The sequence below is a fragment of the Streptomyces sp. 5K101 genome, assembly GCF_046506645.1.
Lineage (GTDB): Bacteria > Actinomycetota > Actinomycetes > Streptomycetales > Streptomycetaceae > Streptomyces.
This window is the reverse complement of sequence record NZ_JBKFFO010000013.1, coordinates 13,636-27,568: the sequence shown is the minus strand read 5'-3', so window position 1 is coordinate 27,568 and position 13,933 is coordinate 13,636. Positions and strand designations below refer to the sequence as shown.

Here is a 13,933-nt window from a genome sequence, read left to right as displayed (position 1 = left end):
CGGAGTGCCTGTGCGGGTCGAGCGATGGCGCCAACGTAGAGGATTGTTGAACGATCCGACAAGGGGCGCGTTGACTCGTTCGAGCTTCTACGATGGATCCCGTGCGCCGGTGTGAGCCGTCCGGCGCGGGAGAGAGGGCGTTGTGGGGACGACGGAGCCCGGGGTCGGCGGACTGGCGGACGACCGCCGGCTGTTGGGGCGTACGAGCACGGCCGAGCGGGTGGCGGACATCCTGCGCACCCGCATCGCCGAGGGCTACTTCCCGCCCGGCGAGCGGTTGTCGGAGGACAGCATCGGCAAGGCGCTCGGCATCTCCCGCAACACCCTGCGCGAGGCGTTCCGGCTGCTCACCCACGAACGGCTGCTCGTCCACGAGCTCAACCGCGGCGTCTTCGTGCGCATGCTCGCCGTCCAGGACGTCGAGGACATCTACCGGACCCGCCAACTCGTCGAATGCGCCGTCGTGCAGGGTCTTGGCGAACCGCCCTACGACCTCGCCGCGCTCGACGCGGCGGTCACCGGCGGCGAACGCGCCGCACGCGCACGCGACTGGAAGGGCGTCTCGACCGCCAACATCCACTTCCACCGCGAACTGGTCGCCCTCGCGGGCAGTGCCCGCACCGACGAACTCATGCGCGGCGTCCTCGCCGAGCTCCGCCTCGCCTTCCACGTCGTCGACGACCCCCGCGGCCTCCATCAGCCGTATCTCGTGCGCAACCGGGAGATCCTGGAGGCTTTGCGCGCCGGCGAACGCACCAAGGCCGAGCGGCTGCTGGCCGACTACCTCGACGACTCACGCACCCGGCTCGTCGAGACATACGCGGAACTCGTCGCCGACGCCGACAGGGCGTAGCGGCCCGACGCGGCGTACCGACGGGCGAGCGAGGCGGATGCAGAACGGCGTACGCGGCAGTGCCGGGCAGGCCGCGCCGGGCCACCACTGACCCGCAGCGGTGTACCCGGCGGAGGCGTCCCCTGCGGAACGGCGTACCCGGCAGGGCGTGGCGGCTGGCAGCGGCGCATCCGGCGGCCGGGAGTGCGAGGGGGCGGCCGCGTCGCGGAGCGGTCGCTTCTGCGCCGTTTTCTCCGTTGTCAGTGCGAGGACCTAATCTGTGCACCGTGACTTCGCCTGCCCCGACGGAATTCGTTCCGCCCCAGCTCAGCGCGGGGCCGCGGCCCGCGCAGGGCCCGGCCGCCGACGAAGGGCTGGCGCGGCGCCTCCGTGCGCTCGCGTGCACCGCTCCCCTGCACGACCTCGACGCCCGCAAGGCCAACCTCGCGGGGGAGTACACGGTCTACGCGATGGCCGAGGTCGCCCTCGCGGCGATCGACCTCGTCACGCTCAACATGGACTTCGACACCGGAGCCGACCACGACCAGATAGTGGCCAGACTCCTCCCGCGGGTCGCGGCCCAGGCACCGCACCGCCCGCAGGCCGAGCACGAGCGCGTCGCCCGCTGGGTCCTGGAGAACCTGATCAACGTCGGCAGCGTGGACCGCGGATTCCGCGCCGTGTACGGCACCTTCGGCACCGACGGCGTCTACACCCGCCGCGACTACGACTTCAAGCTCATCGAGGAAGTCCCCGGATACGGCGGCAGTGTCTACCTGCGCACGACCGACGAGGCGGTCAACGTGCTCGTCGGCGCCCTCGACACCGACGTCACCAGCGCACAGATCGCGGCCGAGGTGAAGCTGGAGGTCCTCATCAGCAGGGGCCGTCTCGCCGACGCCCAGCTCGCCGCCGAGCAGGCGCGGTACCGCACCGTTCAGTATTCGGAGACCCTGCGCCGGACCCTGGAGGCCACCCGGCGCAACGTGCGCGCGGTCGACTGGCTCAACACCGTCCCCGACATGATCGCCGAGGCCCTCGACCACGTCGCCGACCGCTACCGCCACGAGAACGCGATCCTCACCAACATCCGCAGGGCACGTGACGAGGCGGAGGACCCGGAGCACAAGCGGCGGGCCGCCGAACTCGTAGACATCGTCAAGGACTGCATCCGCCGCCACACACAGCTGCAGTCCCGGCTCCTCGAAGCGGGCCCGCTCTTCCGCGCCGAGCAGGACCGCCAGGCCTTCGCCCGCCCCACCGCCCGGACCGGACTCGACCTGTACGGCCAGCTGCTGGCGCCGCTGCTCCCGCTGCCCGTCGCCTCGGCGACCCGCGTCACCGACGCCTTCTTCGCCCGCGGCACCGGTCTGCGCACGCCCTCCTCGGTCCGCGTCGGCGACCTGGTCGACCTCCTGCTCACCCCGCCGCCGGAGCGGGAGCACCTCGGTGCGGAAATGCCGGAGCCCGATCTGATCGCCACCCCCGACGACAGCCGCTTCAGCGAGGAGCAGCTGGCGAGCGCCATGGAGTTGCTCGACCTGGAGCACGACGCGCCCCGCCGGCTCTCCGGCCTTCTCGCCGAGGCCCGCCGGACCGACCCCGAACTGCCCTATCTCGTCGCCCTGCTGGCCGTCCACGCCGCGAGCCCGCCGGTCGGCACGGCGTACCGGCAGGGCGAGCAGCGCCTGCTCTTCGCCGTCGACGACGGCACGGAGCTGGACGACCCAGAGTTCGGCGGCGCGGACCTGATCGTGGGCACGGCCCTGCTGGACGCGGCGGGCATGGCGGCGGACCGCACGGAGGGAACGTGACGTCCCCCCACCTGGCACCTCACCTTGACCGGGGGCACAGCCGCATCCCTGCATCGCGCGCGCGGTACGGAGCCCGAGGCCTGCCCCGGATCGGGGATGCGGTGCCCTCTCATGGCTGCCGCGCCGTGGCGGGAGGGCCGACAGAGGAGCAGCCCGCCGCAGGAGCCGCTTGCCCGCACACGCACCACCACCGCACAGAGGAGCACCGACCGTGACCGAGCCGCACGCAGAGCACGCCACGCCGTGGCGTGAGGCCGAAGCGCCGCTCGGCCCCCCGGCCGGCCCGATCGTGACGGCCACCGGACCCACCCGCGGCCACGGCACCGTCACGCCCGCCGACGCCGCCGACGCGGCGCGCCTGGTCTCCTTCGGCCTCCAGCCCAAGCTGCTCCCCGCCCGCGACGCCGAGTACGCCGAATTGCTCCGCCGCTACCGCGAGGACACCCCGTTCGCACGCCTCGCCGACGCCGTCGCCACCGGTCTCGGCCTCGTCGTGCTCGAGGTCTCGCCCCGTGCGGGCATGGCCGTCACCGCCGCGGAGGACTCCGTCTTCGCCGTCCGCATGGGCGACTACGCGCGCCGCGCCGCCGCCGAATCCGCCGACCGCTTCCTGCACGGCCTGGCCCACCTCGCCGTCGCGGCGATGGCCTTCCCCCGCCCCGAGGACCTCGCGGACGACGGCTACATCGGCCGGATCACCGTCAACGGCGTCGACGCCTTCGTCCGGCAGGCGTGCCGGAGGCTGGAGGAGCGCGCCGAGGAACAGGGCGAGAACAGCGACCCGGCCAGCGACGCCCCCGGCCTGGAAGCGGCCTGGCGGGTGTACGCGCGCCGCAGCGCCACGGGCGCCACCAAGGACGCGCGCCGCCTCGCCGGATCCACCACCGGCATCGTCGGCAAGGCGGTCGCCTTCCTCACCGACTCCGGCTTCCTCCAGCGGACCGGCGACGACGCGGGAGGCGCGTACCGCACCACCGCCCGCTACCAGCTGCAGGTGCGGGACATGGCCGGCAGCGCGGCGATGGCTGAACTGCTCGAGCTGGGTGTCGTCCCCGTCAGCGACGGCACCGCGACGCTCGTCGCGCCGCCCGACGGCGACGACCTGGAGCTCGCGGCGGACGCCGGCCTGCCGTTCCACGCGTGACCGCGCCCGCCCCGCGTCACCGTCCGCGCGCGGCCGCCTTCCCGCACCGCACGCGCCACCGTCCGCACACGGCCGCCGCCCCGCCCCGCACGCGCCATCGCTCGACGAAGCCAGAAGAAGACTGAGAGTCCGCCGAAATGTACGAGTTGTCCCGGGTCCGCCTCTACTCCATCGGCCCTGCCGGTGCGCGCTACGCCGACACCGTGCTCGACCTGCGCGGAGTCGGCGAGCCGGTGCCCAACCCCGCCCCCACCCAGGCGGAGTTCTTCGAGGAGGAGCCGGTCGGCCCGCCGCGCCGCCCCGCCCCCGCCGGCGTGCTCTTCCTGGAGAACGGCGGCGGCAAGTCCGTCCTGCTCAAGCTGATCTTCTCGGTCATGCTGCCCGGCCACCGCAACACGCTCGGCGGCGCGAGCTCCGGCGTGCTGCGCAAGTTCCTGCTCGCCGACGACTGCGGACATGTCGCCCTGGAGTGGCAGCACACCCAGACCGGTGAGCTCGTCGTCGTCGGCAAGGTCAGCGAGTGGCGCGGACGTCAGGTGTCCAACGACCCGCGCAAGTTCGCCGAGGCCTGGTACTCCTTCCGGCCCGGCCCCGGGCTCAGTCTCGACTCCCTCCCCGTCGCCGAGTCCACGGCCGTGCGGCCGCCGGTCGAAGGGACCTCCGGAGCCCGCGGCCGGCGCCGGACCATGAAGGGCTTCCGCGACGCCGTCACCGAGGCCGGCAAGGCGTATCCGCACCTCGATGTGTACTGGGAGGAGATCCACGACCGCTGGAACGAACACCTCGGCGAGCTCGGCCTCGACCCCGAACTGTTCCGCTACCAGCGCGAGATGAACGCCGACGAGGGCGAGGCCGCCGGCCTCTTCGCCGTCAAGAAGGACTCCGACTTCACCGACCTGCTGCTGCGAGCCGTCACCGACACCCGCGACACCGACGGCCTCGCGGACCTCGTAAGCGGCTTCGGCAACAAGCTCGGCCGCCGCGCCGAGCTCACCGCGGAGCGGGACTTCACGGCCGGCTCGGTCGACCTCCTCGGCCGGATTGTCGAGGCCGCCGAGGCGCGCACGCGCGCACGCGACATCCATGCCGGCGCCGAGCGCCGCACCCGCACCCTGGCCCGCCGTCTCTCCGCCCGCGCCACGGAGGAGCGGGCGCGTGCCGCAGACCTCGCCCAGCAGGTCACGGCCGCCGCCCACACGGTCACCGCGGCGGAGCAGGCCCGCAGCCGCAGCTCCCTGATCGCCGCCGAACTGGCCTACCGGCACGCCTCCCTGGCCCTGACCGTCGCCGAGAAGGGCGCCGCCGCACAGCGCCGTGAGCTCATTGACGCACGCACGCTGCATTCGGCCTGGCAGGCGGCCGAAGCCGTGCTGCGCCACCGCGCCGCAGGCGACCGCTCCGCCCGCGTCGCGGCGGCGATCCGCGAGGCCGAGCGGGACGCGGCACCCGCTCTCGCCGCCCGCGCCAAGGCCGCCGGAGATCTCGTACGCGCCCTGCACAAGGCCGCCGAGGACGGCGAACGGCTCGCGAACGAGGAGGAGGAGCGCTCCTGCGCGCTCCAGGAGACCGGCGAGGCCGCCCACCGCGACGCCACGGTCGCGGCGACCGAGGCCCAGCGCGCCCGCAGCGAGATCGGCCACCTGCGCCAGCGCCTCGCCGAGGTGGAGCAGGAGACCGCGGAAGCCGTACGGGCCGGCTGGCTCGACGACACCGCACCCGACGCCGACCCGGCCAGGGCCGCGCTGGCCGCGAGCGACGCGGAGAAGACGGCGGTCGCCGCTTGGGACGCCGCACGCGAGGCCGCGCGCGTCACGGCCGAGCGCGCCAAGGAGGCCGCCGCGGCGGAGTCGCGCGCCGAGCTGACCGCCGCGCGCGCGGCGGACGCGGCGCAGGCCGCGGAGAACGCGTACGAGGCGGAGCGCCGCGCGGCCGAGTCTCTCGCGGAGGACGGCCGGCTGGCGGACCTGCTGAGCCTTCCGGCGCCCCGACTGCCCGGCCCGGCGGTCCCCGCACCGCGCGGCCCCGGCGCGCTCCCCGCCGACCACGCCCGTGGCCCGGCGGCCACCGCCCGGGTGCCGCGCCCCGGTGATGCCGCGCACGACGAGGCCGGTGTCCGGCCCGAGGACGCTCGGCCCGATGCCGAGTCGGGGCGTCGCGGACCGCGGGCATCGGCCGGCGACGCGGACGCGCACGACGGGACACCCGGCGGCCACGCCGAAGCAGACGCGGGCGGGAGTACCACCGATGCCGGCGCCGCAGCCCGCGGCGGGGCACCGGCACATCCCTTGGACAGCGCCGCATCCCGCCGCCGGGGGAACGGCGAGACGGCCGAGGCCGATCCCGGCGCTCCGGCCACGGGCAACACGACCGGGGCTCCCGAAAGGGCCCCCTCCGGCGCGGGCTTCTCGTCCGGCGGCCCTGCCCAGGGGGAGGGGGCGGGGCACCGCAGTCCCGCGGCTCCGGCCGACGCAGGTGCATCCGAAGGGGCCGCCGACGGGCAGCGTGCCGCGTCGCGGCGGGCCGGTGACGGCCCCCTCGGCGCCGCCGAGCTCGACGGATTCGCGGACGAGCTGCGCGAGTTGCTGGACCGGTCCATCGCCTCCGCCGAGCGGCAGCTCTTCGACCTGCGCACCGCCGCGGCCGACGACGCCCGCATCCTCGGCGCCCTCGGTGACGGCGGGCTGCTGCCGCCCGCACCCGACGTGCTCGCCACCGTCGAGTATCTCGGCGAGCACGGCATCCCGGCCCTGCCGGGCTGGCGCTATCTCGCCCAGTCCGTCGACCCCGCCGACCACGCCGCCGTCCTGGCCGCGCGGCCGGAGCTCGTCGACGGTGTCGTGATCACCGACCCCGCCTCGCACGCCCGCGCGCGCGACGTGCTGACCGGCGCGGCACTGCTGCCGCGCTCGACCGTCGCCGTCGGCACCGCCGCCGCGCTGCTCGCTCCCGTGCCCGCGACCGGCACCGGCACCGAGCAGGACGTCTTCCTCGTCCCGCCGAACCCCGCCATGCACGACGAGGCCGCGGCCGACGAGGAACGGCACGCGCTGCGGGCCAGGGCGACCGCCCGTGACGAGGAGATCCGCGCCCTCGCCGCACGCCTCGCGGGCGACCGCTCCCTCGCGGCCCGGCTCGCCGCCTGGCGGGAGGACTGCCCGCAGGGCATGCTCGCCGAGCTCGCCGGCGCCGCGCGCACCGCCCGCGCCACGGCCGCGGAGGCGCAGGAGACCCTCGCCGGGGCCCGTACGGCACGTGCCGAGGCCGACGAGGCGGCCGCCGACGCCGCGCGCGTGCGGGACGAACGGCAGGAGGCCGCCCAGCGCGCCCGCCGCGCCGCGGACGCGCTCGCCGGCCTGGCCTTCCGGCTGCGCGAACGCGCGGGCTGGCTGGCGAAGCTGCGCGAACTGGCCGACGAGGCCGCCGAGTCCGAGGCCCGCGCCACCGCCTGCCTGGAGCGCGCCAGGGCCGCCGACGAGGACCGCCGCGCCGCGCAGCGCGCCGGCGACGACGCCCGCCGCACCGCCCGTGCCCTGCGCGCCGAGCGCGCCGAGATCGCCGGAGCCCCCGAGAACCTCCCCGAGGACGACGGCGACGCCCCGCGCATCTCCCTGCCCGCGCTCCGTGAGGCCTACCGCGCGGCCTCGCAGCTCTACGAGAAGGTCGGCGTCGGCGCCGACCTCCGCGCCGAACAGGCCCGCGCCGAGAGCGACGAGAGCGCCGCGCTCGCGGAGCTCGACCGGCTCACCAACAAGGTGCGCACCCGCGCCGCCCAGCTCCTCGAAGGCACGGACGGCGCCGACGGCCCGTCCCGTCAGGCAGCCGCCGCCCGCGCCGAAGCACTCGTGCAGATGCTGGAGTCACGCGCCTCCGAGGCGAGCGAGAAGCTCGGCCGGCTCCGCGGGGAGGCCGAGCGGCTCGCCCCCGCCGACGGCGACTCGCACACCGACCTGCCCGACGACCTCGTCCCCGCCGACGCCGAGCACGCCAAGGCACTGCTGCGCACCGCCGACGGCGAACTGGCAGCGCGCACCGAGGCGCTGGAGACCGCCCGCGCCACGCACACGGAGCTGCTCCGCGCCCACCGAGCCGCCGAGGACGCCGCCGGCGGCTTCGACGAGACGGCGGCGCTGCTGCGCGACCTCCTCCGCGACCACCACCAGGACGACGAGACGGCCGACGCCCCGGAGCCGTATCCCGGCACGCTGGAGGAGGCCCGGCACTCCGCGGCCGAGACCCGCCGTTCACTGCGCGGCTGCGCGACCGACCTGTCGGCCGCCGAGTCGGCCGTACGCGAGGCCAGTGACGTGCTCGTACGGCACGCCAACTCCACGCGGTACGAGCAGGTCCGCACCCCCGCACGCCAGCAGATCCGCGAACTGCCCGCGGCCGCGCTGCCCGAGCACGCCGCGAAGTGGGCCGAGGCGTTCGCGCCCCGGCTGCGGGTGCTCACCGACGAACTGGCGCAGTTGGAGCGCAACCGCGACACGATCGTGGACCGGCTGCGCGGGCTGGTGGAATCGGCCCTGGCGACACTGCGCTCGGCCCAGCGGCTGTCCCGGCTGCCCGAGGGACTCGGGGAGTGGTCGGGACAGGAGTTCCTGCGGATCCGTTTCGAGGAGCCGGACCAGGCCGCGCTCGCGGAGCGGCTCGGCGAGGTCATCGACGAGGCGACCCGCGCCGCGGTGAAGAAGAACGCCTCCGCCGCGTACGGGGAGGGGCGCCGGGACGGCATGTCCCTGCTGCTGCGGGGCGTCCAGGCGGCTCTGGAGCCGAAGGGCGTCGCGGTGGAGATCCTCAAGCCGGACGCCGTGCTCCGCGCGGAGCGGGTGCCGGTGGGGCAGATGGGCGACGTGTTCTCCGGCGGGCAGCTGCTGACGGCGGCGATCGCGCTGTACTGCACGATGGCGGCCCTGCGCAGCAACGACCGCGGGCGCGACAAGCACCGGCACGCGGGCACGCTCTTCCTCGACAACCCCATCGGCAGGGCCAACGCGACGTATCTGCTGGAGCTGCAGCGTGCCGTCTCCGACGCCCTCGGTGTCCAGCTGCTGTACACCACGGGCCTGTTCGACACGACGGCGCTCGCGGAGTTCCCCCTGGTGATCCGGCTGCGCAACGACGCGGACCTGCGGGCGGGCCTGAAGTACATCAGCGTCGAGGAGCACCTGCGCCCCGGGCTTCCTCAGATCGAGGCCACGGGCGAGACGGTGCACGGCGAGATCACAGCCACGCGCATGTTCAAGCGGGCCCCGCTGCCGGAGCAATCGGTGCCCGAGCCGTCCCCGGCGTCGCCCGAACCGACACCGACGCCCCCGCACGCGTAGCCGCGTCATCCGCCACGCCGGCTACGGGGGGCGCGCGGGCGCCGCCTCGGCGCGCGTCAAGGGGCGTGCCGCCCGGCAATGTTGCGGCCTCGTCCGGTTCGGCATACGCACGGTGGCCTGCGGTCCGCTGGCGGAGCGCGCCTCGGCGGTTCGGCGTGCGTCGAGGGGAGTGCAGGCAGGCCAACGGCGCGACCTCGTCCGGTCGGCATACGTACGGGGGGCCTGCGGTCCGCCGGCGGTGCCGCCTCGGCCGTGCGGCGCGCGTCAAGGGGCGCTCGGCCACGCCAACGGCGCGGCCACGCCAACGGCGCGGCTTCGGCCGGTCGGCCGGGCCCCGGGCGCATGCCGTCTTTGCGGCGGCGCCGCCTCGGCCGCTCGGCGCGTGTCAAAGGGCGTGTCCCACGGCAACGGCGCGGCCTCGGCCGGCTACCACGGCCCACGGGGGCTGCCATCCCACCGACTTGGGCCTCTGAGCGCAACCCGCTCAGCTCAGGCCGCCCGTGACAGCCCGCCCGCGCCGGGCCTCCGTATCCGGGAGGCCTCGCGCCCGGAGGCCCGCGCCGCCCGGCGCGCCCGGCGGCGCTCGCGGCGCAGTTGCCGCGCCGTGCTGCTGGGCATGGACACCACCCCATGGCGTTGGTTCCACACCTGTCGTGTCACCCACACGTCCAGCACGGACCAGGTCGCGACCACCGTGCTCGCCACACTGCTGAGCACGACGGGAAACGCCAGCCATGAACCCGTCACCGACAACAGGAACGCCGCCATCGCCTGTATCAGCGTCAGCGACGTGATGATCACCGCCCGGACGGCAGCCGTCCGCACCGGGTCCGCCATGCGTCGCCTGGCCTTCGGCTCCTCGATCCAGAGCGAGCGCGGCGCGTGCGTGTCCTCATCCGCCGACGTCGCCCAGGACGCATCGGACGACCCGTAGGCCTCGGACGCCGCTGTCCGCAATTCCTCCGGCGCGGAGCCCGGCATCTCGTCGCGGCGCTCGTGCGTGTCCATGGATCCTGTCACTCCCCACCTCTGTCCCACTTCAGGGTGGCTGCCCGGAATCCGTCGTTCTACTCCGGCTGTTCCGGCTCGTGCACTCCTGCACGGACATCTGCCCCAGTCCGTGAAATGCGGCGCCCTGCCGGCGAGTCGGTGCGTGACGACGGTGAACCCCCGTGGCCCCCCGTACGTATGGACGACCGGGAACGTGTGAAGATTCCCGCCCGTACCGACCGTGTTCCGGACGCGCGCCCCGGCGTCGTACGCTCCGGCACCTCGAAGCGAAGGATTCCGGCCAACTGCCCCGGTCCGAAAAGAGACGTGTGGACGCTGCTCTGCGGTACAGACGGGAATGCCATCTCCCCGCATAACACGACATCCCACTGGCAGACCTCATGCGTCGGCCGAAAATCGTCCGGACGTGCCTTCGAACTGCCTGTGGGACAGTAGTAGGCTCGCGCCGTTTGTAGCCGGAACACCCGCCGAGCCGAGACGGGTTGAGCAGGGGGAGGCCATGCGCTTTCGCGGGAAGTCAATCCGCCGGAAGATCGTGGCGCTGCTCCTCGTGCCGTTGCTGTCCCTCACGGCACTGTGGGGGTTCGCCACCGTCCTGACCGGCCACGACGCCGCTCAGCTCCTGGCCGCCAGTTCCGTCGCCGAACAGGTCGTCCCCCCGGTCCAGAACACCGTCGACGCCCTCCAGAAGGAACGCCGTCAGACCCTCGTCCACCTGGCCGACCGCCGCGCCTCCGACGCACTGTCCGCCCTGTACACCCGGCGCGACGCGACGGACTCCGTCGTCGCCGCGCTGCGAGACAAGGCCAGGACGCAGGCCGTGCGCGACGACATGACGCCCGCGGCCGAGCAGCAGCTCTCCTCGCTCCTCGACGCGCTCGACGGCCTCGGCGCGCTGCGCCGGTCCGTGGACAGCAACACGATCACCCGGGTCCAGGCCCTCGAGTTCTTCAACCGCCTCCTCGACCCGTCCTACGGCTTCCTGCTCACCCTGCACGGCCTCAACGACGCCGCACTCGAACGGCAGGGGATCGGCCTGGTCGGGCTGCTCCGGGCCCGCGAGATGCTCGCACGCGAGGACGCCCTGGTCGCCTCCACCCTCACCACCGGCAGGATCACCGGCGAGGAGATACGCACCCTCACCGACCTCGTCGCCCAGCGCAATCTGTACTACGAGCTCAACCTCGCGAGCCTGCCCGCGAAGGACCGCGAGATCCACGAGGAGTACTGGCGCAGCCCCGAGACCGTGCCGCTGCGCGAGACGGAGGAACGCCTCATCACCGAGGGCCCCGTGGACCGGCTCTCCTCCGCCGAGATCGACCGCTGGGAAGAGGCAGCGACCCCCGTCCTCGACGACCTCGCCCGGGAGAGCAACGAGGCCGGCGACCGCCACGAGGACCGTATCGAGCCCGCCGCGTACAGCGTCTTCGCACGTGCCGGAGTCGCCGGGGTCCTCGGCTTCCTCGCCGTCCTCGTGTCCGTGATCGTCTCGGTGCGCATCGGCCGCGAGCTGGTCCGCGACCTGACCCGGCTGCGCAAGGAGGCCCACGAGGTCTCCGGCGTACGGCTGCCCAGCGTGATGCGCCGCCTCGCCGCCGGAGAGCAGGTCGACGTCGAGACCGAGGCCCCGCGCCTGGAGTACGACAAGGACGAGATCGGGCAGGCGGGGCAGGCGCTCAACACCCTCCAGCGCGCCGCCGTCGAGGCCGCCGTGCGCCAGGCGGCCATGCGGCGCGGTGTCTCCGAGGTCTTCGTCAACCTCGCCCGCCGCAACCAGGTCCTGCTGCACCGCCAGCTCACCCTGCTCGACGCGATGGAGCGGCGCACGGAGGACACCGAGGAGCTCGCGGACCTCTTCCGCCTCGACCACCTCACCACCCGGATGCGCCGTCACGCCGAAGGCCTGGTGATCCTCTCCGGCGCGGCGCCCTCCCGCCAGTGGCGCAAGCCGATCCAGCTGATGGACGTCGTACGGGCAGCCGTCGCCGAGGTCGAGGACTACGAGCGCATCGAGGTGCGCCGGCTGCCGCGCATCGGCGTCGGCGGCCCCGCGGTCGCCGACCTGACCCACCTGATCGCCGAACTGCTGGAGAACGCCACGGTGTTCTCGCCCCCGCACACAGGGGTGCAGGTCCACGGCGAGCGGGTCGCCAACGGGTTCACCCTGGAGATCCACGACCGCGGTCTCGGCATGACGCCCGACGCGCTCCTCGACGCCAACCTGCGGCTCGCGGAGACGCCCGAGTTCGAACTGTCCGACACCGACCGGCTCGGGCTGTTCGTCGTCAGCCGGCTCGCTCAGCGCCAGAACGTGCGCGTCTCGCTCCAGCAGTCCCCGTACGGCGGCACCACGGCCGTCGTGTTCATCCCCGCCGCGCTGCTCACCGACGCGCCGGAGACCCAGGGAGCCGGCTTCCGGCTCGACCGCAAGACCGAGAGCGCGGCCGGACGGCGCGACCACGGCAGGCTCGCCCTGTCCAAGGTCCCCTCCGGGCTGACCGGCTCCCCCCTGCTCGACGGGCCCGTGGAACTCGAGGCGCCCGTCGGCGCCCTGGGGTCGGACGACCGGCGCGGTGACCGGCCTGGCGCGCCCGACCGCGCGGCCCTCGTCGACGCCGCCCTCGGGGACCTGGAGGACACCGACAGCGAACGCGGCGGCATCTTCCGTCCCCGCTCCCGCCGCCGCGACGGCGCCGGCCGCGAGGGCACCGGGCGGGACCAGCACCGGCCGGGGCTCGTACCGGGACAGGAGCAGCCGGACGGACCGGTCCCCCTGCCGCGGCGCAGGCGGCAGCCGATGCTCGTCGCCGACCACGGCCGCCGCGTCGACGAACGGACCGGCGCCGGACGACACCACCCCGCCCCCGACGCCGGACGCGACGCGCATGCCCCGACGCCCTTCGGAAGGACCTCCCCTCCGGCCGACGGCACCGCCCCGCCTTCTGCGCCGATTCCGCTCGTCCCGGACCGCCGTGACCGGTCCGGCCAGGGACGTGGGCCGGTGCCCCCGGCCTCCGAGCCGTCGGACGCGACCCGCAACCCGGCACCCGGTCCCGACGCGCCCGCCACCGCCGCGCCGCTGCTCGACGGGCTGCCGCGGCGGATCCGCCAGGCCAGCCTGGCCCCGCAGTTGCGGGAAGCGGCCGCCGCACGGCCGCCCACGGCGCCCGCCGCGGGGCGGGAGTTCGAGCGGGACGCGAAGGAGGTCCGCAACCGCATGGCGTCCATGCAGCGGGGCTGGCAGCGCGGCCGCCGGCAGAACGCCGAGGAGGCCGCGGCCGAACGTGGCACGGCCGGGGCCACCGGCCCCGGCCGGAACGCACCAGGAACGACATCGGAGGGGGACGGTCGATGACCGCACCGAACGCCGCAGCATCCAGCGCCACCGGCGCCCAGGCCGCCACCGGGAGCGCCGGCGAGCTCAACTGGCTCCTCGACGAGCTGGTCGACCGCGTCGCCAGCATCAGCAAGGCGCTCGTGCTCTCCAGCGACGGCCTCGCCACCGGCACCTCCAAGGAGCTGACCCGCGAGGACAGCGAGCACCTGGCCGCGGTGGCCTCGGGCTTCCACAGCCTGGCCAAGGGCGTCGGCCGCCACTTCGACGCGGGACAGGTCCGCCAGACGGTGGTGGAGCTCGACGAGGTGTTCCTCTTCGTCACAGCCGCCGGCGACGGCAGCTGCCTGGCGGTGCTCGCCGACGCCGACTCCGACGTGGGGCAGGTCGCCTACGAGATGACGCTCCTGGTCAAGCGGGTGGGCGCCCACCTGGCCACCGCGCCACGGACCGGTCAGGCCGCCGGGGGGTGAG

General features: G+C 74.7%; 7 protein-coding genes. 6 read left to right on the top strand and 1 reads right to left on the bottom strand.

Going from position 1 to position 13,933, the window contains the following annotated elements; translation table 11 throughout:
* Positions 1-142: 142 nt before the first annotated feature.
* From ACLB9X_RS23935 to ACLB9X_RS23920, 4 genes are all read left to right on the top strand, one after another.
* Positions 143-853, top strand: coding sequence for a GntR family transcriptional regulator (locus ACLB9X_RS23935; RefSeq protein ID WP_410362447.1), 711 nt, complete (start codon positions 143-145; stop codon positions 851-853).
* 266 nt (positions 854-1,119) lie between these two features.
* Positions 1,120-2,646: a hypothetical protein gene (locus ACLB9X_RS23930; protein ID WP_410362446.1), complete on the top strand. Its 1,527-nt coding sequence runs from the start codon at positions 1,120-1,122 to the stop codon at positions 2,644-2,646.
* A 211-nt stretch (positions 2,647-2,857) separates the two neighbouring features.
* Complete coding sequence (locus tag ACLB9X_RS23925) at positions 2,858-3,790, top strand: hypothetical protein (RefSeq protein ID WP_410362445.1); 933 nt, start codon at positions 2,858-2,860, stop codon at positions 3,788-3,790.
* Positions 3,791-3,927: 137 nt separating this feature from the next.
* Entirely contained in the window at positions 3,928-9,114 is a 5,187-nt protein-coding gene (locus ACLB9X_RS23920) for a hypothetical protein (protein WP_410362444.1), read from the top strand.
* Between the two features lie 489 nt (positions 9,115-9,603).
* On the opposite strand, the gene ACLB9X_RS23915 is transcribed toward ACLB9X_RS23920, so the two are convergent.
* Complete coding sequence (locus ACLB9X_RS23915; protein ID WP_410362443.1) at positions 9,604-10,122, bottom strand: hypothetical protein; 519 nt, start codon at positions 10,120-10,122, stop codon at positions 9,604-9,606.
* Between the two features lie 502 nt (positions 10,123-10,624).
* Here ACLB9X_RS23915 and ACLB9X_RS23910 point away from each other — a divergent pair.
* The gene (locus ACLB9X_RS23910) at positions 10,625-13,480 is read left to right on the top strand and encodes a nitrate- and nitrite sensing domain-containing protein (RefSeq protein WP_410362442.1); all 2,856 of its coding nucleotides are present in this window, start codon (positions 10,625-10,627) and stop codon (positions 13,478-13,480) included.
* Positions 13,477-13,932, top strand: a complete 456-nt coding sequence (locus ACLB9X_RS23905; protein WP_410362441.1) for a roadblock/LC7 domain-containing protein — start codon at positions 13,477-13,479, stop codon at positions 13,930-13,932. Before ACLB9X_RS23910 ends, ACLB9X_RS23905 begins: the two co-directional genes overlap by 4 nt.
* Position 13,933 lies beyond the last annotated feature (1 nt).